Source organism: Bradyrhizobium sp. G127, assembly GCF_021502575.1.
Classification (GTDB): Bacteria; Pseudomonadota; Alphaproteobacteria; order Rhizobiales; family Xanthobacteraceae; genus Afipia.
Window position 1 is genome coordinate 301,733 of sequence record NZ_JAKFGN010000003.1, and the last position, 20,263, is coordinate 321,995.

Genomic DNA, 20,263 nt, shown 5'->3' on the forward strand with positions numbered 1-20,263 from the left:
AGCAATGAGAAACTGATTGAGCGGCGTGATCCGCAGCAGCGGATCACCTCATGTATTCCGTCACCTTGATGCCGGTCGGTCCGAGAATGACCACGAACAGCACGGGGAGGAAGAATACGATCATCGGCACGGTTAGTTTCGGCGGCAACGCCGCGGCCTTCTTCTCGGCTTCGTTCATGCGCATGTCGCGGTTTTCCTGCGCCATCACGCGCAGTGTCTGTCCGAGTGGCGTGCCGTAGCGCTCCGACTGCTGGAGAGCCAGACAGACGGACTTCACGCCTTCGAGACCAGTCCGTTTGGCGAGGTTTTCGTAAGCCACCTTGCGGTCCTGGAGATAGGACAGTTCTGCCGTCGTCAGCGAGAATTCCTCGGCCAGTGCGATCGACTGGCTGCCGATTTCGCTGCTGACCTTGCGGAAAGCGGCTTCGATCGACATGCCGGATTCGATGCAGATCAGGAGCAGGTCGAGTGCGTCTGGAAAGGCGCGCTTGATCGACAACTGGCGCTTCGAGATGGCGTTGGTCAGGAACAGCATCGGCGCCTGCATGCCGGCCCATGTTGCGCCGATGCACATGCCGATTTTCATCAGCGTGCTCTGCTGCATGTTGGAAATGACGAACACGTAAAGGATCGCGCCGATCAGGAAGACGATCGGCATGACAAGGCGAAAGAACAGAAACGTCACGTAGGGCGCTTGGCCGCGATAGCCGGCCATCACCAGCTTGTCGCGGGCTTCTTCCTGCGCCAGCCATTTTCCGAGATTGAGTCGGCCAACGACCCTTTGCACCAGTTGCTTCGGCGTCTGGCGCAGCGAAACCTTCTCGTTGCGGTTGAGCCGCTCGCGCTCGCGCTGGCGCAGCCGCTCACGTTCGCTGGCGACCGCCTTCATGCGCTTGGCCAGACCCTCTCCTGCGAACATCGGCGTGATGAGCGTATAGGCCGTAGCGCTCGCTGCGATGGCCGCCAGCAGCATCGTCATGAACCGGATGTCGTGGAATTTCTCGATGAGAAGATCGATCATATTCCCTCGTCAGAAGTCGAAGTTGATCATTTTTTTCATCACGAAGATGCCGGCGCTCATCCAAAGGACGCATCCGGCGAGCATCAGCCGTCCGGTCGGATGGGTCCACAGCAGGGAGATGTATTCCGGCGTCATGATGTAAACCATGATCATCACGAGCGGCGGCAACGCGCCGATGATGCCGGCCGAGGCCTTGGCTTCCATCGACATCGCCTGAATTTTCGCCGCCATCTTGCGGCGGTCGCGCAGCACCTTGGACAGGTTTCCGAGTGCTTCCGACAGGTTGCCGCCCGATTTGGTTTGAATCGAAATCACGATTCCGAAGAAGTTGGCTTCGGGCAGCGGCATTCTTTCGTATAGCCGCTGACATGCTTCACCCAGCGGCATGCCGATAGCCTGGGTCTCGACGATGGAGGCGAATTCACTGCGCAGCGGTTCCGGCGAGTCGGCCACGACGACCTTGAGTGAATCGAACAGCGGCAGACCTGCCTTGATGCCGCGCACGATGATGTCGACCGCATCCGGCAGGGCGTCGAGAAATTTCTTTTCGCGGCGTTTCTTGAGAAAGCCGAGCACCCAGCGCGGTAGTCCGAAACCCGTGGCGAGGCCGAATCCTATCGCGGGCAGCAGCGCCATGCCCCCGATAATCGCCGCGATGAGCACGGCCCCGCCCAGCACGCATGAGCCGATGATGAATTGCTGTTTCGTCCAGCTTAGTCCGGCCTGAGCGATCCGGGTCTGGAGCGATACTTTTTTCGATTCGGCGAGCCGCTGCTCCATCTCTTTCATGGAGTCTTCGACCTGCACGCGGCGCAGGCGCATCCGGTCGTCGCCGCCGACGCGCAGAGCTGGTCCTGCGGCGGTAAAGGAAGCGCGGCGTTTCTCTGCCTGCTTCTCGCCGGAGAGCAGCGGATATATGAAAACCCATGCCAGGCCGCCAACCGTAAGGGCGGAGAGGAAGGCCATTGCCAGCGCCTGCATGTTCATGGGGCGGTCCCTACAAGCCGGGCGCGGCGACTTCGGCCGCGTCGAGCGCCGCGGCCAGCCGCTTTTCTTCACCGTAGTAACGTGCGCGTTCCCAGAACCGCGGACGGCCGATGCCCGTCGAACGGTGGCGTCCGATGATGTTGCCGTTGATGTCTTCGCCCATCAGGTCATAGATGAAGATGTCCTGGGTGATGATGGTATCGCCTTCCATGCCCATCACCTCCGTGACGTGCGTGATGCGGCGGGAGCCGTCGCGTAGGCGCGCGGCCTGAATGATGACGTCGATCGAAGCGCAGATCATTTCGCGAATGGTGCGTGAGGGCAGCGAGTAGCCGCCCATCGTGATCATGGATTCGCAGCGTGACAGGGCTTCGCGCGGATTGTTGGCGTGCAGCGTGCCCATCGAGCCGTCGTGGCCGGTGTTCATGGCCTGCAAGAGGTCGAACGCCTCCGGGCCGCGGACTTCACCGACGATGATGCGTTCCGGCCGCATGCGCAGGCAGTTCTTTACCAGATCGCGCATGGTGATCTGACCCTCGCCCTCGATATTGGGCGGGCGCGTTTCGAGGCGGACCACATGCGGCTGCTGGAGTTGCAGTTCCGCTGCGTCCTCGCAGGTAATGATGCGCTCGTCTTCGTCAATGTAGTTGGTCAGGCAGTTCAGCAGGGTGGTCTTGCCGGAGCCGGTACCGCCGGAGATCAGGACGTTGCAGCGTACCCTTCCGATGACTTGCAGGATCTGCGCGCCCTCGGGCGTGATCGCGCCGAATTTGACGAGCTGGTCGAGCGTCAGCTTGTCCTTCTTGAACTTGCGGATGGTGAGCGCAGGGCCATCGATGGCCAGCGGTGGCACGATGGCGTTGACGCGCGAACCGTCGGCGAGGCGCGCGTCGCAGATCGGCGAAGATTCATCGACACGGCGTCCAACCTGGCTGACGATGCGTTGGCAGATATTGAGAAGCTGCTGGTTGTCGCGGAACCGGATGCCGGTCTTCTGGATCTTGCCGCCGACTTCGATGAAGACGGTGCCGGCGCCGTTGACCATGATGTCGGCGATGTCATCCCGCGCCAGCAGCGGTTCGAGCGGTCCATAGCCCAGCACGTCGTTGCAGATGTCGTCGAGCAGTTCTTCCTGCTCGGCAATCGACATCACGATGTTCTTGATCGCGATGATCTCGTTGACGATGTCGCGGATTTCCTCGCGCGCGGATTCGACATCGAGCTTTGCGAGCTGCGCCAGATCGATCGCCTCGATCAGCGCTCCGAAAATCGTCGCCTTGACCTGATAATAGGTGTCCGAGCGCCGTGCTTCGGCGACGGGTGGTGCAGGCGCGGGCGCGGACGGCCGCGCGGGAGCGAGCGGCGGCGACGCCACGGCGGGAGCACCCGGCCTCGCGGCGGCGGGCGCGACGACATCGTGCCCTCGGTCCGAGGCCTGTGGCGCCCGGACATCGGCCTCTGTTCCGCTACGCTTACCAAACACGACGATACCCCACGCGAGAGTCTATTTGGCCCGAAGTTTCTCGAGCAAAGGCGAAAGAAAGGAACTACGCGGCTTCTTGGCTTCGCCACGGCCGGTCAGGCGCTGCGCAATCTGCAGGAACATCTCGGATGTGCGGTGGTTGGCCGCGATCTCCGCGATCATCTGTCCGTTGTTAGCGGCCGCGCCGAAGATCTGCGGCTCGAACGGAATGGTCACGATCGGCTGGCTTTCGATGGCCTTGGCGAATTCGCCGGTGCTGATCTCGGGCCGTTTCGGCACGCCCGCCTGGTTCAGGCAGTACAGCGGCGGCCTGTCGTTGGGCCGCGCAGCCTTCAGCGTATCGAACATGTTCTTGGTGTTGCGCAGATTGGCGAGGTCCGGGGTCGCGACGATCAGGATGTCGTCGGCGTTGACAAGGGCGCGCCTGGTCCAGCCCGACCACTGATGCGGCACGTCAAGGACGATGCAGGGCATCGTCGTGCGCAGCGTATCGAAAATCGAATCGAAGGCCTCGGCGCCGAAATCGTAAACCTTGTCCAGCGTCGCGGGTGCCGCGAGCAGGCTGAGATGATCGGTGCATTTCGACAGCAGACGGTCGACGAAGGCGGTATCGATGCGGTCGGGAGAGAAAACCGCGTCGGCAATGCCCTGCGGAGGGTCCTGATTGTAGTCGAGGCCCGCGGTTCCGAACGCCAGATCGAGATCGGCGACCACCGAGTCCAGCGCGAGATCACGCGCGATCGCCCAGGCCACGTTATGCGCGACGGTGGATGCGCCGACGCCGCCTTTGGCGCCGACAACGGCGATGATCCGTCCGACAGCCTTGGCTTCGGGAACCGAGAAAAGCCCACAGATCGAACGCACGACATCGAGCGGCGTGACGGGCGCGATCATGTAGTCGCTGATGCCGCGCCGCACGAGTTCGCGGTACAGCGTGACGTCGTTGACGCGGCCGACCACGATGACGCGGGTGCCGGCGTCGCACACCGTTGCGAGTTGGTCGAGACCGGACAGGATATCGCTGCGGTCATCGGTTTCGAGCAGGATCACGTTCGGCGTCGGGGCAGTGCGATAAGCTTCGACGGCCGCGGCCATGCCGCCCATCTGGATTTTAAGATGGGCTTTGTCCAGCCGCCGGTCTTCGCCGGCGGCCTGTACGGACGCCGCGGTCTCGATGGTTTCGCAGAAGGCTTGGACGGAGACCCGCGGTGCCGGCGCAATATGCTCCTCGGCGGCGGGTCCGGCCGTTCCGTCTTCCTGATCTTGACGCGCGTAGCTAATCATTTGCCCAAATCACTGAGTTTGGCCTTGTCGGCTTCAGGATAGACAGTCCCGGTCGGATTGCCCTTGCGATACTTGTCGAATGCGATATTGCGCCGTGAGGTCAGAGCCGGCACTTCGCTGCGCGGCTGAACGAGATCGGACGGATTGTCGACCATCGCGGCAAGGTTCCGCTGCGACGCGCAGCCGAGATTGTAGTACGGCCGGTTTTCCAGATAGCCCTTGTTCTTGATCGAGGGGCCGAGGTCCTCCGGCCAAGTGCCGCAGGGGCCGGCGTCCGCCATCACGCGCGGATAGCTCACGCGGATGGTCGCGAACAGCCGGGGATCGGCGGGGGTGTAGTTACGGACCGTGATGCCGCGGGGCGGTACGCCGCCCGCGCTGAGGATGGCCTGAATCTCGCGCAGTGAATCGGTCGCGACACGAGCGTTCGGCGTGTTGACCGGCATGTCGATGGTGATGCCGCCGGTGCCTTCCCGCAGCCAGGTTTCAGCAAGGCCGGCCATATCCGATCGCTGCGCGGAGGTAAGGCCGCCCCGTGCCCGTCCGACGAAAACTTCCGTCGTGCGGATGCCTTCCTGAATCACAATTGGATGGCGCTGTCGATAGTCGTTCGGAATGCTGCCCGTCACCGTGTCCTGATCCGTGTGCGTGCAGGCTCCCAACGCGGCAGACGCCCCGAGAAGGGCGACCGCGACCCGCAGGCTGCGCTTGAGATTGGGTACTCGCATCGTCATCGCTACTGTCCTCGTCCCATCTCAGTCGGTGATGAAGCCGTAAGTGCCGCGATACTTGCGGTTCGGCTCGGTGCGCCCGGGAGCGCCGTAGATGCGGTTGATGTTGCCGAGCAGATCCGACTGCGGATCGGAGGCGTCGGCGAAGCCGTCATCAGGCCGCGACAGATCCTTCTGCGCCACCGCGCGGACGATATACGGCGTCACCAGCACCATGAGTTCGGTGTTGCGGTTGACGAAGTCGCGGCTGCGGAACAGCGTTCCCAGCACCGGGACCTGCGACAAGCCGGGCAGGCCGTTGATGGCCTGCTTGGTCTGTTCCTGAATCAGGCCGGCCATCGCCATCGAACCGCCCGACGGGATCTCGAGGGTGGTCTCGGCGCGGCGGGTCTTGACGGACGGAATGGTGAGGGTGCTGCCGTTCTGATCCAGCGTGATCGAGTTATCGGGCGACAGTTCGGAAACTTCGGTCATCACGCGCAGGCTGATGCGGCCTTCCGCGAGCACCAGCGGCGTGAAATTCAGCGAGATGCCGAACTTCTTGAAATCGATCTGGGTGGTACATGCGCGCGAGATCGGATCGCAGGTGTAACCCTTGGGTAGCGGAAATTCGCCGCCCGCGACGAAGGTCGCGGATTCTCCGGAGATCGCGGTGAGATTCGGCTCTGCGAGGGTGCGGACGACACCGGCGCTTTCCATCGCCCGCATGGTCGCGGTTACCGACGGAACGGCGCCGGCCGATGTGATCGTCTGGCCGAACGAGCCAATCGCACTATTGCTGGCGACCAGCGGGCGTCCATAGGCCGTGAACGGATTTGTGTTGTTGAAGTTCACGACGGCGGTGCCGTAGTTCATGGTCGCGCTAAGGTCGATGCCGAGCTGCTTGATGATGTCACGCTGCACTTCGGCAACGGTGACCTTCAGCATCACCTGATCGCGGCCCCGAACCGCGATGCTGTTGACGACCTTGTCCGGACCGCCGGCGAGACGTGCTGCGATTTCCTGGGCCTGCTGCGCTTCCATCGGATTGGACACCGAGCCCGACAGCATGACGCCGTCGCCGACGCCTTCGATTCGGATGTCGGCTTGCGGAAAGGTCTGCTTCAGCGCGGCGCGGACGCCATTGAGGTCACGCGTGACCGCGATGTCGTAAGCTGCGATCTGCTGGCCCGCCGTATCGAAAAAGATGATGTTGGTCTGGCCGACCGCGGCGCCGATGATATAGGCGCGCTGCGCCGACCGCACCACAGCGTTAGCGATCTTGGGGTCCGCGACCAGAACATCCTTGATGTCACGCGGAAGATCGATGACGACGGACTTTCCGATGCCGAGCGGCAGGAAGCGCGCGTTCATCTGGCCGCCGGACGCGGCCGCCGCCGCGACAGGCGCGCGGTAATCGCTCGCGATGACAGGCGACAAAACGGGGTTCAGCGTCAGCGCGGAAGCCGCGGCAAACGACAGGGCGCGCACCATGAAGGTCCGCACAGGTGCCTGATGTCCCTCTCGCCTCATATTGCCGGTCCTCTCGATCACTTTCGTGTCGTCATTGTCGTGGGAACACCGTAGCGAACGATGTCGACGCTGCCGCGCTTGCCGCGGCCCTCGTCGGATGTATCCGGCTGATTGGCGTCGACGAGGCTGCGCAGCGCGAGAGACAACGTTCCGCTCTGCCGTGCGCGCGCCAGTGACTCCGCCTGTTCGGGTTTCAGTTCCAGTGTCGCGGTCTTGCCGACCACGACCTTCTGTCCGTCCTTCTCTCCGACCGTCTGGTCGATGGCGAGAACGCGGATGTTGCTCAGGATAATTTCGGAATTAATCACGTCTGCCGTGCCGGCCGACTGGTCGGGGACTTTCTCGCGCTTGGTCAGGATGACATCGACCTTGTCGTTGGGCAGGATGAAGCCACCCGCGCCGGTTTCCGGCGAGATTTCCGTCGAGATCGCGCGCATGCCGGTCGGCAGTATCGCTGCCATGAAGCCGGAGCCGGCGCCTTTCACCAGCTTGGTCTCGCGGATCGGTTCGCCGGCGAGAAACGGCGAGCGAGCGATCGAGCCGACGATCTGGCTCATCGCTTCGGCGCGATCGGTACGGCGGATGAAACTGGAACTGGCGGTGGAAGAGGGCCATGACTGCCACTGAATATCCCCCGGCGAGACCGTTTGGCCCATCGGGATGTCGGTACGGGCGACGAGCACATCCGTGGTTTCCAGGCGTGGGGCTTCCGCGACCGGCACCGGATCTGAACCGCTCGCAAGATAGGCGGCCGCGCCGCCGGCACAGATAGCAACAGCGAGAACGACAATCCGCGCGGTATTCATACGCTTCACTTTCCACATTACGCCGCGACGGAGCCGTCGCTGTGGCGGGATTTGACCAGCTAAAGGTCAAAGCATGGTTAATGGGGCGTATCTAAATCGAGTTAATGAAAAGTTGCGTGTTGATCCGGCAGCATTTCTGCCGCCGACGCGGTCGCGAACGGAAGCATCGGAGAGAATGGATTCCGTATCCGGAAAATGTTCAGTGGCCGATGAAGCGGGTCAGGTCGACGGCCTTGATCCATTCCGTTTCGGGATAGATCATCAGCGCGCCGAGGGCGAGCGCGATGCCGTAAGGAATGCCGCTATCCTTGCTGTGGAGGCGTTGCACCCATTCCTGGGAACCCAGCGCGTAAGGCAGCGGCCATTGCCGGAACTGAAGCATCAGCAGCGTCAGCGCGCCGCCGAACAGGGACGCATAGATGAGGAAGCCCGCCAGCGGCGGGAAACCGAACCATAAGCCGGCGGCAGCTGCGACCTTGGCGTCGCCGCCGCCCATCCATCCGAAGGCGAAGCAGGCGAAGGCCACGACGAGCACGGTCAGGCCCGCGCCCACATGCATGCCGATCTCCGAGAGTGGCATGCCGCTGAATCCGGCCAGCGCGAAGAAGCCTGCGATCAGCAGCAGCGACACGCGATTGGGGATCGTCATCGTGAACAGGTCGCTCGCCGCGGCAAAAGCCATCAATGCCGGGAACAGAAAGATGCGGGCGAGGTCGAGGATCATGGATCTACCGGGGGCTGACGAGACTGAGCCGCGGAAACTCGGTCCGATCGAAGGACGCGGGCAGGCTAACCGGCAGAAATGAACAATCGTAAAACGGAATTCTACCAGATGCTGGCGATCCGGAACAACGCGGCAAGCGATGCCAGGATCAGAGCCGCGCACACGGTCCGGACAGCATCGCCGCCGGACAGCGAGACAAACATGCTCGCGGAATGCATGCGTTTTTCGGCGGTCGGCTGTTTCATGCGTGCTTTGCGGGTGGTCACTGAAGGGCGTGCGCGAACGAGGCTCCGGTTTCCCGGAGCCTCGTTCCTGGCGAAGACGCGATCGCTTACTTGAGCGAATCGGTGATGTTCTGGAAGGTGCCGGACAGCTTGGAGCCGGTGCCGGTAACGGCTGCGATGATGGCAAGAGCGATGCCGGAAGCGATCAGGCCGTATTCGATCGCGGTGGCGCCGGATTCGTCCTTGACGAAACGAGCAACGAGCTTGGTCATGGGTAACTCCGTTTGTACATAATGGCTTAAAAACTCAGGCCGTTGGCGGAGCGCGAACCGCCGTGACCGTGCCGCGACGCTAGGGAACCAGGAATTGCGGCACAGTTAATTCGATCTGCGAAAAACGGGTGTATCTGAAGAACTGCACTTTCAACGCGGGGCAGCTATATGCGTGCGTTGCCGGCTGAACACGAAAAAGGCTCCGGTTTCCCGAAGCCCTTGTTCTTCGCGAGGATGCGATCGCTTACTTGAGCGAATTGGTGATGTTCTGGAAGGTGCCGGACAGCTTGGAGCCGGTGCCGGTGACGGCTGCGATGATGGCAAGAGCGATGCCGGAAGCGATCAGGCCGTATTCGATCGCAGTGGCGCCGGATTCGTCCTTGACGAAACGAGCAACGAGCTTGGTCATGTCTAACTCCGTTTGTACACGTGGCTTGAGAACTCTGGTCGTTGCGGGGCGGAAACCACCGTGACCATAGGGTCAACCTAAGCGGGAGGAATTGCAGCGCAGTTAATTCGATTGCCGAAAGACCGGGGTATCTGGCTCTTCTTGCAGACGGTAAATGCGCGTTTAATGACATCGTTCAAATGCCGATGATCGGCTGTACTGCTTGCAAGCGAGTGCTTTGGCCATCGTGCTTGCCGCGGCCGCTGACAATGAAGGCTCCCGTGTTTGCAGTTCATTCATCAATTAACGTCAGATTTGCCATGTCGGGCGCCGGCACCGTTGCGTATTGTTTTTTGCCGGCTTTGTAGTGTCCCGGAGTAGAGTATGTCGATCAGTGTATTGCGTCGTGGCGCGCCCGGATCCGTGGCGTTGCGCCTTCTGGTGGCCGGCTTTCTGATGTGTCCCGTGATGACTTTGGCCGGCACCGGTGATGAGCCGGTCGAGGTCATTGTCGATCAGGCAAAGATCATCAAACTTCCGGAGAAGGTTGCAACGATCGTGGTCGGGAATCCGCTGATCGCGGATGTTACACTTCAGCCCGGCGGCATGGTGGTCGTGACCGGTAAGGGCTACGGGTCGACGAACATGATCGCGATGGATCGCGCCGGCGGCATTCTCGCCGATCGTTCGATCCAGGTCGAAGGCCCCAACGACAAGCTGGTTACGGTTTTTCGCGGACTCGAGCGCGAATCTTACAGCTGCACGCCTGCCTGCCAGCGGCGTGTGACGCTGGGCGATGGGCAGAACTATTTTACACAGACGCTCGGCCAGACCGGCTCCCTCAACGGACAGGCAAGTGCCGTCGCCGGAAAACCTTGACGTCACGCAGGCGCGCCGCCTCTTTCCGTTAACAACCGGTTAACTCGGCGCCGGATGTTGTCCAGATCGGGCGCAAGCATTCGACAATCTCTGTCCTTTACTGTCGGCGGCAGTTGTTTCCGCTGCATATCAAGGACAGCCCGCGATGCGCGCCTCTGCGACATCCCCTATTGCACTCAATAAGGCCTTGCGCCGCTTTCGCCGCGAGCGTCGCGGTTCAGCCGTCGTCGAGTTTGCGCTGGTCGCTCCGCTTTTCTTCGTCATGCTGTTCGCGATCATGGAAACGGCGCTGATGTTTTTCGCGGCGCAGGTTCTGGAAACCGGCACTCAGGATTCGTCGCGCCTGATGCTGACCAACCAGGCACAAAATGCGAGTATGTTGCAGTCGGATTTCGAAACGAATCTGTGTGACCGGGTCAAGTTGATGTTCAACTGCGGTCCTTCATCCGGCGCCAACGGGATCACGGTCATGGTGAAATCGTATCCTGCCGGGACCGATATCCCCGCCGCTGATCTTGTTGATCCAATCACCTCAGGCGTCTTCACCGGCGCGTCGTCATATGTGCTGCCGACACCGGGCAGCACCGTCTTGATCCGCACGTTCTATAAGTGGCCGCTGTTCGTCACCCAGCTCGGCTACAACCTTGCAAATCTCGGACGCAACACGGCGAGCCCCCAGCGTTTGCTGGCGTCCACGGCCGTGTTCCGTGTCGAACCGAACGGCTCCTGACATGACCAGTGCATCAAAGATCGTGTATCGCGGCCGGCGGCTTGTCGCGCGCTTCGCTCGGGACACGCGCGGCCTCGCTGCGGTGGAATTCGCCTTCATCGTACCGCTGATGCTGACGCTGACGTTCGGCACGATCGAGGTGTCGAGCGCCGTGGCGATCGACCGCAAGGTGACGCTCACCGCGCGCGCGTTGTCAGATCTTGTCTCGCAAGGGACCCAGGTGAAGCAGGCCGACCTCAAGAATTTCTTCGGGCTGGGCGGCGCGATCATGACGCCCTATCCCGTCACGCCGACGACGCTGACACAGCAAATCTCCGCAGTCAGCATCGATGCATCGAAGAAGGCAACGGTGGTCTGGAGCTACTCCGGCAAGGTCAGCGGCGGCGCTGCATCCACTCCTACCGTCTCTACGGATCATCCCCCGGGGACAGTCGTCACCACGTCGATTCCGCCCGGTCTTCTCGTTCCGAACACGCAGTTGATCTGGAGCGAAGTCAAATACACTTACGAGCCGGTCTCGGGTTTCTTCATGATATCGAAGGATCTGACCGACGAGTGTTTCACGCGGCCGCGCCAGTCCGATACGGTGCCATATTCGGCAACCTGATCGCGGGTAGCCGGCTGAAGAAAGCCGGTCTGGAAGAAGCCGAAGGCGTCTGCAAAAAGTCTTCAACGAAAAAGGCCGTGCGAACCGCACGGCCTTTCGTAGGTGATTGGGTGGTCGGAAATTCCGCAGCCGAGGCCTGCGGAATGCGACTTAGCCGGCGGCGCGAAGATTGTCGGCCGACGATTTGCCCGAACGGCGGTCGGCGACGATTTCGTAGCTGACCTTCTGGCCTTCGCGCAACGTTCCGAGACCAGCACGCTCGACGGCGCTGATGTGAACGAACACGTCGTTACCGCCATCGTCCGGCTGAATGAAACCGTAGCCCTTAGTCGCGTTGAACCACTTCACAGTTCCCATGCTCACGCAGGTAGTCCTTCTCAAGATAGATATAGTCAAGCCCACGTCTAATGGGCCGGTGAGATCGAAATTTGGATGAGGTCGTCAGCGTCTAAACCGGCTGTACCGGTGGATAGCTTTGTCGTCCGGCCGAAGATCGATCTCTTAATATTAGGCGAAAAAGACCCCCAAAACAATCCTGACGCGCACGGATTTTTGATGGCCACGCCTCCCGGCGCAGAAAACAAAGGATCGCGCATAACGTGCGTCATGCGCGATCCGAATAGCCATGCAGGCCGTTGCCGTTATCTGCGGCGAAACTGTCCGCGCGGTGGAGTGCCGCGGGGCGGGCCGCCGGCGCCGCCGGGGCGCTCGTCCTTGTGGCGGAAAATCAAGCGGCCCTTCTCGAGGTCGTACGGCGACATCTCGATGGTCACCCGGTCGCCCGCCAGGGTCTTGATGCGGTTCTTCTTCATTTTCCCCGCCGTGTAGGCGACGATTTCATGTCCGGCATCCAGCTGGACGCGATAGCGCGCGTCCGGCAGGATTTCCGTCACCAGTCCTTCGAATTGGATCAGCTCTTCTTTAGCCATAGGGGTTTTCAGGTCCTCTAGATGAGTTGATTACGAACGATGCGGGCGCTGGTTGCGCTTCTGGCCTTGCGGCTGCGCAGGCCGGCTTTCCCGGTGAAGAAATGCGACGCCTTGAATACCATCGCCGCTATTGCCATGAGAAGTGCGCGGCTGCTCATGGCGGCCATTTTCGTGGCGTCCGCTTTCATGGCGGTTGGTCTGAACTATGCCGTTGCCGCCGCCGGGACGGCGCCTGCGGCGCGGACCCTGCGATGACGGGGCACCGTCGGCGGTGCGCGGCGAGGGGCCGTTGCCATGACCATGACCCGAGCGTCCAGGCCGATGCTGCGCGGGGGCCGGAGCCGGGCGCTGCTGACCGCCGGGGGTGCGGCGGTCTTCCTTCGGCAGTGAAATCTTGATCAGCCGCTCGATGTCCCGCAGGTAGCCGAGTTCCTCAGCCCCTGCCACCAGCGAGATCGCGATGCCGTCCGCGCCGGCGCGCGCGGTGCGGCCGATGCGGTGGACGTAGGTTTCCGGAATGTTGGTAAGGTCGAAGTTGATGACATGGCTGATGCCGTCGACGTCGATGCCGCGGGCGGCGATGTCGGTGGCGACCAGCGTGCGGATATCGCCGGTGCGGAACGCAGCCAGCACGCGCTCGCGGTGGTTCTGCGACTTGTTGCCATGAATGGCTTCAGCGGGAATCCCGGCTTTCACCAGGCTCTTCACGACCTTGTCGGCGCCGTGCTTGGTGCGGGTGAACACCAGCGCGCGGTTGACCGCTTCCGACTTGAGGAGTTGCGCCAGAATGGCGGGCTTTGCGGAATGATCGACCTGAAGCACCTTTTGCGTGATGCGCTCGACGGTCGATGACACCGGCGTCACGGCGACGCGGGCCGGATTGTTCAGCATCTGCTCGGCAAGATCGGCGATGTCCTTCGGCATGGTGGCCGAGAAGAACAGGGTCTGGCGCTTGATCGGCAGCTTGGCGACGATTTTGCGGATGTCGTTGATGAAACCCATGTCGAGCATGCGGTCGGCTTCATCGAGCACCAGAAACTCGACCTGATTGAGCTTGAGGGCGTTGCCCTGGACCATGTCAAGCAGGCGGCCCGGCGTGGCGACGAGGACCTCAACGCCCTGCATGAGCGAGCGGACCTGACGTCCCATGGGGACGCCGCCGATCGTCAGCGCCGAGGTCAGCCGGATGTGGCGGCCGTAAGCATTGAAGCTTTCGAGGATCTGGCCCGACAGTTCGCGGGTCGGGCTGAGCACCAGCACGCGGCAGGTCTTGGGCTGCGGCTTGATGCGGTTTTCGAGAAGACGATGCAGGATCGGCAGCGCGAAGGACGCGGTCTTGCCCGTGCCGGTCTGCGCAATGCCGACGACATCTCGTCCGGTCAGTGCGATGGGAATGGTCTGGGCTTGGATGGGGGTCGGCGTGACGTAATTTTCTTCTTTAAGTGCACGCGAGATTGGATCGGCGAGGCCGAAATCCTGAAAGGAGGTCAAAAGGATATCTTTCTATGAGTCGCAACGCGCGCCCGGCGGAATGCCGGGTGCGGGCGGGTGTCGGAGACACCCGCGTGTCTGGGGCGTCGGTTTCGGTTAGCTGAAGGGGCAAGCCAGAAACCGTTGCACGGGATCAGAACACGCGGCTCGCAGAGACCTGATGATTCTCAAGGTCGTGGCATTCATATGGAACAGGAACGCGGCGCTTTCAAGGTGAATCCCCGGGAAACCACCTGTTACCGCCCTGGAGACGAGCTGGTCGCGCGCTCTTGCAGTGGCTGCTCCAAATTTAGACAGGTGGTTTATTATGCATATAATATATGCAAATGCCAAAAACAACGTCAGCATTACTGCCTATAGATAAGGCAAAGAAAATTAACGTGGAGGCAAAAACAAATATTCTTATTTTATATCAATTGGTTATGCAGAATCGCGCCATGGCATAGTTCTTGCGATTCCCTTAACGCCGACGGCCGTTGGGCCGTCGCATAGCGTTTCACGGTCTGCGTCAGGGAGATGACATCGCATGATTACGTATTTTAACACCGCCTCAGTTGCGCCGTTCAGCCGCCGAAAGTGGTTGGCCGCAACAGCGGGTCTTTTTCTAGGTCTCGCCACGGTTGGCGGGGCAAAGGCCGCCGACGACACCATCAAGGTCGGCGTTCTTCATTCTCTTTCCGGCACCATGGCCATCAGCGAAACCACGCTGAAGGACACCGTTCTGTTCATGATCGACGAGCAGAACAAGAAGGGCGGCGTTCTCGGCAAGAAGCTCGAGGCCGTCGTTGTCGACCCGGCTTCGAACTGGCCGCTGTTCGCCGAAAAGGCTCGCGAACTGATCACCAAGAACAAGGTCGCCGTCGTGTTCGGCTGCTGGACCTCGGTGTCCCGCAAGTCGGTGCTGCCGGTGTTCAAGGAATTGAACAACATCCTGTTCTACCCGGTGCAGTATGAGGGCGAAGAGTCCGAGCGCAACGTGTTCTACACCGGCGCCGCGCCAAACCAGCAGGCGATCCCCGCTGTCGACTACCTGATGAGCAAGGATGGCGGTTCGGTGAAGCGCTGGGTGCTCGCGGGCACCGACTATGTCTATCCGCGCACCACCAACAAGATCCTCGAAGCCTACTTGAAGTCGAAGGGCGTCAAGCAGGAAGACATCATGATCAACTACACGCCGTTCGGTCACTCGGACTGGCAGACGATCGTGTCGGACATCAAGAAGTTTGGCTCGGCCGGCAAAAAGACTGCGGTGGTTTCGACCATCAACGGCGACGCCAACGTTCCGTTCTACAAGGAACTCGGCAACCAAGGCATCAAGGCGACCGACATTCCGGTCGTGGCGTTCTCGGTGGGTGAAGAAGAACTCGCCGGCATCGACACCAAGCCGCTGGTCGGCCATCTCGCCGCCTGGAACTACTTCCAGTCGGTGAAGACTCCGGCCAACACGAAGTTCATCAAGGACTGGCAGGCCTACACCAAGAACCCGAAGCGCACGACCAACGACCCGATGGAAGCCACTGTGATCGGCTTCAACATGTGGGTGAAGGCGGTCGAGAAGGTGAAGTCCGTCGATGCCGACAAGGTCATCGATGCGCTTCCCGGCATCGAAGCAGCCAACCTGACCGGCGGCACCTCCAAGATGCTGCCGAACCACCACATCACCAAGCCGGTGCTGATCGGCGAGATCAAGCCGGATGGCCAGTTCGACGTGGTGTGGAAGACCCCGGGCCTCGTGGCTGGCGATGCATGGTCGAAGGAACTGGAAGGCTCCAAGGACTTGATCGGCGACTGGGTCGGCAAGAAGTGCGGCAACTTCAACACCAAGACCAACAAGTGCGGCGGTCAGGGCTCCTGACCGGTTCGATCTGACGCAACGACATCGGAAGGCGGCGACAGTCGCCGCCTTCCTTTCCTCCGCCGGGGTCGTCTCGTGTTTTCAAACATTTTGAATTGCAGTCGTGCGCTTTTTCTCGCACTCATGTTGATTGCTGTCTCGGGTTTGTCGGCTTGGGCCGGACCTTTCGAGGATGCAGTTGCCCAGTTTGCCAATGACGATTTCTCCGACACGCAGGCTGGCGTCGGCGCGGTTGCGACCAGCGGCAATCCGCAGGCTTTCGCCATCATTAGCGCGCTTCAGGACGGTCGCCTGTTCGCGGACGCCGAAAGCAAGAAGGTTTTCATCAAGACGGCGGACGACAAGATTCTGGACGCCGTCACCGGCGCGCCCGTCGCCGAGATGCCGGCCGATGCCAGCGCTGTGCGCCTCAACAACCGCCTGCGCGGCGTGGTGTCCGCGGCCCTTGGCGGCCTGACACTTTTGTCGCCGGACCCCGCCGCGCGCCTGCAGGCCGCGCAATCGGTTTTCAAGGCGCCCGACGAGGCGTTCCTGCCGGTGATCGAGGATGCGCTGAAGAAGGAAACCAGCCGCAACACCAAGCGGGCTTTCGCCGAGGCGAAAGCGGCGATCATCCTGTCCAAGGAGGACGCCAGCGAAGCCGACAAGATCGACGCCATTGCCGTGATCCGCGCTCGCGGCGATCAGGACGCGCTGGCCATGCTCACCGGCCTGCCTGCGGATCAGCCGCCCGCGGTTGCGCGCGCCGCAGCGGCGGCCATCACTTCGATCAACAGCAGCCTTGCGATGTGGGCGGTGGCGCAGAACGCCTGGTACGGATTGTCGCTCGGCTCGGTGCTGCTGCTTGCCGCCATAGGTCTGGCGATCACCTTCGGCGTGATGGGCATCATCAACATGGCGCACGGCGAGATGGTGATGATCGGCGCCTATGTGACCTTCGTGGTGCAGGATGTCATACGCACCAGCTATCCGGCGCTGTTCGACTATTCCCTGCTGATCGCGTTGCCGCTGGCATTTCTGATCGCCGGCCTGATCGGCGTGCTGATCGAGCGCATCATCATCCGCTTTCTCTACGGCCGCCCGCTGGAAACGCTGCTGGCGACCTGGGGCCTCTCGCTGGTGATCCAGCAAGCGGTACGCACCATGTTCGGCCCCACCAATCGGGAGGTCGGCAATCCGTCATGGATGAGCGGCGCGTTCGAGATCGGACAACTGACCATTACCTATAACCGTCTCTGGATCGTGGTCTTCACCATTGCGGTGTTCTTCATTCTTCAGGCCATGCTGCGCTTCACGGCGCTCGGCCTTGAAATGCGTGCGGTCACACAGAACAGGCGCATGGCGGCGTCGATGGGCATCCCGACCTCGCGGGTCGATGCGCTGACCTTCGGCCTCGGCTCCGGCATCGCCGGCATCGCGGGTGTGGCGCTGTCGCAGATCGACAATGTCAGTCCGAATCTCGGCCAGAGCTACATCATCGATAGCTTCATGGTCGTGGTGTTCGGCGGCGTCGGCAATCTGTGGGGCACGCTGGTCGGCGCGCTGACGCTTGGCATGGCCAACAAGTTCCTGGAGCCGGTGGCCGGCGCAGTGCTCGCCAAGATCGCCATTCTGGTGCTCATCATCCTGTTCATTCAGAAACGGCCGCGCGGCCTGTTCGCGCTCAAGGGCCGGTCGGTGGAAGCATGACGCCGTACCTGCTCACCCGCTCGCTCAACAAAAGCGCGACCGTCTTCCTGTTGATCGTGGCTGCCGTCGGCATTCTCGTGCCGCTGTCGAATCTGCTGCTGCCCGAGAATTCGCCGCTGCAGGTTCCGACCTATGTGATGGCGCTGTTCGGAAAATATCTCTGCTACGCGATCCTCGCGCTTTCCATCGACCTGATCTGGGGCTACTGCGGCATTCTCTCGCTCGGCCACGGCGCGTTTTTCGCGCTCGGCGGTTATGCGATGGGCATGTATCTGATGCGGCAGATAGGCTCACGCGGTGTCTACGGTAATCCGGTGCTGCCGGATTTCATGGTGTTCCTGAATTACGCGAAGCTGCCGTGGTACTGGTATGGCTTCGACATGTTCTGGTTCGCGGCGCTGATGGTGCTGCTGGTCCCCGGCCTGCTCGCTTTCTGCTTCGGCTGGCTCGCGTTCCGGTCACGCGTCACCGGCGTGTATCTGTCGATCATCACGCAGGCCATGACCTACGCCTTGCTGCTGGCGTTCTTTCGTAACGATTTCGGCTTCGGCGGCAATAACGGCCTGACCGATTTCAAGGACATCCTCGGTTTCAATGTGCAGGCGCAGGGCACGCGCGCTGTGCTGTTTGTATTGTCCTGTCTGGCGCTTGCGATCGCGTTCCTGATCTGCCGCGCCATCGTCACCTCGAAGCTCGGCAAGGTGCTGATCGCGATCCGCGATGCCGAATCCCGCACAAGATTCTTGGGCTACCGCGTCGAGAACTACAAGCTGTTCGTGTTCACGCTGTCGGCCTGCATGGCCGGCGTCGCCGGCGCGCTGTATGTGCCGCAAGTCGGCATCATCAATCCCGGTGAATTCGCGCCGGGCAACTCGATTGAGGCCGTGATCTGGGTGGCAGTCGGCGGCCGCGGCACCCTGACCGGCGCGGCGCTGGGTGCCATCGTGGTCAACTATGCGAAAACCGTGTTCACCTCCGGACCGCTCGCGCCGTACTGGCTGTTCATGCTCGGCGCGCTGTTCATCCTGGTGACGCTGCTGCTGCCGAAGGGCATCGTCGGCTCCGTCAAGGAATGGTGGGGCAAGCGGCAGGACCAGCTCGACCCCAACGCGGCAAGCGCCGCGGCGGAAGACGGCGTCACCAAACCAGGTCTGTCTAAAACAAGTTTGGCGGAGTAGGCGCATGAATGTCATGGACACCCGCGCCACCTCCGCCATGCTCTATCTGGACGGCGTGCACGTCTCGTTCGACGGCTTCCACGCCATCAACAACCTGTCGCTGACCATTGCGCCGGGCGAGATGCGCGCCATCATTGGTCCCAACGGCGCCGGCAAGACCACGATGATGGATATCATCACCGGCAAGACCAAACCTGACGAGGGCGACGTGCTGTTCGACGGCAGGGTCGATCTGACACGACTCGACGAAACCCAGATCGCCGAACTCGGTATCGGCCGCAAATTTCAGAAACCGACGGTGTTCGAAAGCCAGACCATCGAGGATAATCTGCTGCTGGCGCTGAACGTCGATCATCGTGTGCGCGGCACGCTGTTCTGGCGCGAGTCGCGCGATGAATCCGAACGGATCGATCGTGTGCTGGAGACCATCCGCCTGAAGGATTCCCGCGATCGCCTCGCCGGCGCGCTGTCGCACGGCCAGAAGCAGTGGCTGGAGATCGGCATGCTGCTGGCGCAGGATCCCAAGTTGCTTCTGGTCGACGAGCCGGTGGCGGGCATGACCGATGTGGAGACGCACCAGACCGCCGAACTGTTGAAAGAGATCAACAAGGATAAGACCGTGGTGGTGGTCGAACACGACATGACGTTTGTGCGCGAACTCGGCGTGCGCGTCACCTGCTTGCATGAAGGATCGGTGCTTGCGGAAGGTTCGCTCGATCAGGTCTCGTCGAACGAACGCGTCATCGAAGTGTATCTGGGGCGCTGATAATGCTGAACGTCGACAACATCACTCTCTACTACGGCGCGGCGCAGGCGCTTCGCGGAGTCTCTCTGGCTGCGGAGCCGGGTAAGGTAACCTGTGTGCTTGGCCGCAACGGCGTCGGCAAGACCAGCCTGCTGCGCGCGCTGGTCGGACAGTATCCGATCAAGGACGGCTCAATCACGTTCGATGGCGCGGATATTCGCGGGTTGAAGCCTTATGAGCGCGCGCGCAAGGGGATGTCCTTCGTGCCGCAGGGGCGGGAGATCTTTCCGCTGCTCACGGTGGAGGAAAATCTCAGGACCGGCTTCGCGCCGCTGAAGCGGGAGGATCGCACCATTCCGGACGACGTGTTCTCATTGTTTCCGGTGTTGCAGACCATGCTCGGCCGACGCGGCGGCGACCTCTCCGGCGGCCAGCAGCAGCAACTGGCCATCGGCCGCGCGCTGGTGATGCGGCCGAAGCTGCTCCTGCTCGACGAGCCGACTGAGGGCATTCAGCCCTCGATCATCAAGGACATCGGCCGCGCCATTTCCTACCTGCGCAGCCTCGGCACCATGGCCATCGTGCTGGTTGAACAATATCTCGACTTTGCCTGTGAGCTCGGCGACAATTTCGCGGTCATGGATCGCGGTGCGGTCAAGTTCACCTGCGACCGCAGCAACCTCGATCCCGCCGAGATCAGTCGCCAGATGGCGCTCTGAGTCGGACAT

General features: G+C 61.5%; 22 protein-coding genes. 8 read left to right on the forward strand and 14 right to left on the reverse strand.

Annotation, left to right across the window (positions count from 1 at the left end; translation table 11 throughout):
- Positions 1-43: 43 nt before the first annotated feature.
- The 11 genes from LVY71_RS20965 to LVY71_RS21015 form a co-directional block, all read right to left on the reverse strand.
- Positions 44-1,021 carry a type II secretion system F family protein gene (locus LVY71_RS20965; RefSeq protein ID WP_235101871.1) on the reverse strand — a complete coding sequence of 326 codons (978 nt, stop codon included), beginning with the start codon at positions 1,019-1,021 and terminating at the stop codon, positions 44-46.
- A 9-nt stretch (positions 1,022-1,030) separates the two neighbouring features.
- Positions 1,031-2,008 (reverse strand): type II secretion system F family protein, encoded by a 978-nt coding sequence (locus LVY71_RS20970; RefSeq protein WP_235101872.1) that lies wholly within the window; start codon positions 2,006-2,008, stop codon positions 1,031-1,033.
- 10 nt (positions 2,009-2,018) lie between these two features.
- The gene (locus tag LVY71_RS20975; RefSeq protein WP_235101873.1) at positions 2,019-3,491 is read right to left on the reverse strand and encodes a TadA family conjugal transfer-associated ATPase; all 1,473 of its coding nucleotides are present in this window, start codon (positions 3,489-3,491) and stop codon (positions 2,019-2,021) included.
- Positions 3,492-3,512: 21 nt separating this feature from the next.
- Entirely contained in the window at positions 3,513-4,775 is a 1,263-nt protein-coding gene (locus LVY71_RS20980; RefSeq protein WP_235101874.1) for a CpaE/TadZ family protein, read from the reverse strand.
- Positions 4,772-5,509, reverse strand: a complete 738-nt coding sequence (locus LVY71_RS20985) for a CpaD family pilus assembly protein (RefSeq protein ID WP_235101875.1) — start codon at positions 5,507-5,509, stop codon at positions 4,772-4,774. Before LVY71_RS20985 ends, LVY71_RS20980 begins: the two co-directional genes overlap by 4 nt.
- A gap of 21 nt (positions 5,510-5,530) precedes the next feature.
- Positions 5,531-7,018 (reverse strand): type II and III secretion system protein family protein, encoded by a 1,488-nt coding sequence (locus LVY71_RS20990; protein WP_235101876.1) that lies wholly within the window; start codon positions 7,016-7,018, stop codon positions 5,531-5,533.
- Positions 7,019-7,035: 17 nt separating this feature from the next.
- Entirely contained in the window at positions 7,036-7,824 is a 789-nt protein-coding gene (cpaB, locus tag LVY71_RS20995) for a Flp pilus assembly protein CpaB (RefSeq protein WP_235101877.1), read from the reverse strand.
- A gap of 199 nt (positions 7,825-8,023) precedes the next feature.
- Complete coding sequence (locus tag LVY71_RS21000) at positions 8,024-8,548, reverse strand: A24 family peptidase (RefSeq protein ID WP_235101878.1); 525 nt, start codon at positions 8,546-8,548, stop codon at positions 8,024-8,026.
- 101 nt (positions 8,549-8,649) lie between these two features.
- Positions 8,650-8,793 carry a hypothetical protein gene (locus LVY71_RS21005; protein ID WP_235101879.1) on the reverse strand — a complete coding sequence of 48 codons (144 nt, stop codon included), beginning with the start codon at positions 8,791-8,793 and terminating at the stop codon, positions 8,650-8,652.
- Positions 8,794-8,879: 86 nt separating this feature from the next.
- Positions 8,880-9,044, reverse strand: a complete 165-nt coding sequence (locus LVY71_RS21010) for a Flp family type IVb pilin (RefSeq protein WP_235101880.1) — start codon at positions 9,042-9,044, stop codon at positions 8,880-8,882.
- 244 nt (positions 9,045-9,288) lie between these two features.
- Positions 9,289-9,453 carry a Flp family type IVb pilin gene (locus tag LVY71_RS21015; protein WP_235101881.1) on the reverse strand — a complete coding sequence of 55 codons (165 nt, stop codon included), beginning with the start codon at positions 9,451-9,453 and terminating at the stop codon, positions 9,289-9,291.
- A 363-nt stretch (positions 9,454-9,816) separates the two neighbouring features.
- Here LVY71_RS21015 and LVY71_RS21020 point away from each other — a divergent pair, with 363 nt between their 5' ends.
- The 3 genes from LVY71_RS21020 to LVY71_RS21030 all read left to right on the forward strand — a co-directional run bounded on the left by LVY71_RS21020 (position 9,817) and on the right by LVY71_RS21030 (position 11,648).
- Entirely contained in the window at positions 9,817-10,311 is a 495-nt protein-coding gene (locus tag LVY71_RS21020) for a pilus assembly protein N-terminal domain-containing protein (protein ID WP_502797610.1), read from the forward strand.
- Positions 10,312-10,456: 145 nt separating this feature from the next.
- A complete protein-coding gene (locus LVY71_RS21025) occupies positions 10,457-11,041 on the forward strand; it encodes a TadE family protein (protein ID WP_235101882.1) in 585 nt (194 codons plus the stop codon).
- Position 11,042: 1 nt separating this feature from the next.
- Positions 11,043-11,648: a TadE/TadG family type IV pilus assembly protein gene (locus LVY71_RS21030; RefSeq protein WP_235101883.1), complete on the forward strand. Its 606-nt coding sequence runs from the start codon at positions 11,043-11,045 to the stop codon at positions 11,646-11,648.
- Between the two features lie 150 nt (positions 11,649-11,798).
- Here the strand turns inward: LVY71_RS21030 and LVY71_RS21035 are convergent, their stop codons facing one another.
- The 3 genes from LVY71_RS21035 to LVY71_RS21045 all read right to left on the reverse strand — a co-directional run bounded on the left by LVY71_RS21035 (position 11,799) and on the right by LVY71_RS21045 (position 14,068).
- The gene (locus tag LVY71_RS21035; RefSeq protein ID WP_056299463.1) at positions 11,799-12,011 is read right to left on the reverse strand and encodes a cold-shock protein; all 213 of its coding nucleotides are present in this window, start codon (positions 12,009-12,011) and stop codon (positions 11,799-11,801) included.
- Between the two features lie 278 nt (positions 12,012-12,289).
- Complete coding sequence (gene infA / locus LVY71_RS21040; RefSeq protein WP_006022729.1) at positions 12,290-12,577, reverse strand: translation initiation factor IF-1; 288 nt, start codon at positions 12,575-12,577, stop codon at positions 12,290-12,292.
- A 30-nt stretch (positions 12,578-12,607) separates the two neighbouring features.
- Complete coding sequence (locus LVY71_RS21045; protein WP_235101884.1) at positions 12,608-14,068, reverse strand: DEAD/DEAH box helicase; 1,461 nt, start codon at positions 14,066-14,068, stop codon at positions 12,608-12,610.
- A 526-nt stretch (positions 14,069-14,594) separates the two neighbouring features.
- Between LVY71_RS21045 and urtA the strand changes: the two genes are divergently transcribed.
- The 5 genes from urtA to urtE all read left to right on the forward strand — a co-directional run bounded on the left by urtA (position 14,595) and on the right by urtE (position 20,254).
- Entirely contained in the window at positions 14,595-15,923 is a 1,329-nt protein-coding gene (gene urtA / locus LVY71_RS21050; RefSeq protein WP_235101885.1) for an urea ABC transporter substrate-binding protein, read from the forward strand.
- A gap of 123 nt (positions 15,924-16,046) precedes the next feature.
- Entirely contained in the window at positions 16,047-17,612 is a 1,566-nt protein-coding gene (gene urtB, locus LVY71_RS21055) for an urea ABC transporter permease subunit UrtB (protein WP_235101886.1), read from the forward strand.
- Positions 17,609-18,790 carry an urea ABC transporter permease subunit UrtC gene (gene urtC / locus LVY71_RS21060; protein WP_235101887.1) on the forward strand — a complete coding sequence of 394 codons (1,182 nt, stop codon included), beginning with the start codon at positions 17,609-17,611 and terminating at the stop codon, positions 18,788-18,790. Before urtB ends, urtC begins: the two co-directional genes overlap by 4 nt.
- A 4-nt stretch (positions 18,791-18,794) precedes the next feature.
- Positions 18,795-19,556, forward strand: a complete 762-nt coding sequence (gene urtD / locus LVY71_RS21065) for an urea ABC transporter ATP-binding protein UrtD (protein WP_235101888.1) — start codon at positions 18,795-18,797, stop codon at positions 19,554-19,556.
- A gap of 2 nt (positions 19,557-19,558) precedes the next feature.
- On the forward strand, positions 19,559-20,254 hold the full coding sequence (urtE, locus tag LVY71_RS21070) for an urea ABC transporter ATP-binding subunit UrtE (protein ID WP_235101889.1): 696 nt from the start codon (positions 19,559-19,561) through the stop codon (positions 20,252-20,254).
- The last annotated feature ends 9 nt before the right edge of the window (positions 20,255-20,263 follow it).

What these genes read in the sequence shown, in the direction of transcription:
- LVY71_RS20965 (WP_235101871.1), bottom strand. Translation starts at nt 1,021, where the DNA reads ATGATCGATCTTCTCATCGAGAAATTCCACGACATCCGGTTCATGACG.
- LVY71_RS20970 (WP_235101872.1), bottom strand. Translation starts at nt 2,008, where the DNA reads ATGAACATGCAGGCGCTGGCAATGGCCTTCCTCTCCGCCCTTACGGTT.
- LVY71_RS20980 (WP_235101874.1), bottom strand. Translation starts at nt 4,775, where the DNA reads ATGATTAGCTACGCGCGTCAAGATCAGGAAGACGGAACGGCCGGACCC.
- LVY71_RS20985 (WP_235101875.1), bottom strand. Translation starts at nt 5,509, where the DNA reads ATGACGATGCGAGTACCCAATCTCAAGCGCAGCCTGCGGGTCGCGGTC.
- LVY71_RS20990 (WP_235101876.1), bottom strand. Translation starts at nt 7,018, where the DNA reads ATGAGGCGAGAGGGACATCAGGCACCTGTGCGGACCTTCATGGTGCGC.
- cpaB (WP_235101877.1), bottom strand. Translation starts at nt 7,824, where the DNA reads ATGAATACCGCGCGGATTGTCGTTCTCGCTGTTGCTATCTGTGCCGGC.
- LVY71_RS21000 (WP_235101878.1), bottom strand. Translation starts at nt 8,548, where the DNA reads ATGATCCTCGACCTCGCCCGCATCTTTCTGTTCCCGGCATTGATGGCT.
- LVY71_RS21005 (WP_235101879.1), bottom strand. Translation starts at nt 8,793, where the DNA reads ATGAAACAGCCGACCGCCGAAAAACGCATGCATTCCGCGAGCATGTTT.
- LVY71_RS21010 (WP_235101880.1), bottom strand. Translation starts at nt 9,044, where the DNA reads ATGACCAAGCTCGTTGCTCGTTTCGTCAAGGACGAATCCGGCGCCACC.
- LVY71_RS21015 (WP_235101881.1), bottom strand. Translation starts at nt 9,453, where the DNA reads ATGACCAAGCTCGTTGCTCGTTTCGTCAAGGACGAATCCGGCGCCACT.
- LVY71_RS21020 (WP_502797610.1), top strand. Translation starts at nt 9,817, where the DNA reads ATGTCGATCAGTGTATTGCGTCGTGGCGCGCCCGGATCCGTGGCGTTG.
- LVY71_RS21025 (WP_235101882.1), top strand. Translation starts at nt 10,457, where the DNA reads ATGCGCGCCTCTGCGACATCCCCTATTGCACTCAATAAGGCCTTGCGC.
- LVY71_RS21030 (WP_235101883.1), top strand. Translation starts at nt 11,043, where the DNA reads ATGACCAGTGCATCAAAGATCGTGTATCGCGGCCGGCGGCTTGTCGCG.
- infA (WP_006022729.1), bottom strand. Translation starts at nt 12,577, where the DNA reads ATGGCTAAAGAAGAGCTGATCCAATTCGAAGGACTGGTGACGGAAATC.
- urtA (WP_235101885.1), top strand. Translation starts at nt 14,595, where the DNA reads ATGATTACGTATTTTAACACCGCCTCAGTTGCGCCGTTCAGCCGCCGA.
- urtB (WP_235101886.1), top strand. Translation starts at nt 16,047, where the DNA reads ATGTTGATTGCTGTCTCGGGTTTGTCGGCTTGGGCCGGACCTTTCGAG.
- urtC (WP_235101887.1), top strand. Translation starts at nt 17,609, where the DNA reads ATGACGCCGTACCTGCTCACCCGCTCGCTCAACAAAAGCGCGACCGTC.
- urtD (WP_235101888.1), top strand. Translation starts at nt 18,795, where the DNA reads ATGAATGTCATGGACACCCGCGCCACCTCCGCCATGCTCTATCTGGAC.
- urtE (WP_235101889.1), top strand. Translation starts at nt 19,559, where the DNA reads ATGCTGAACGTCGACAACATCACTCTCTACTACGGCGCGGCGCAGGCG.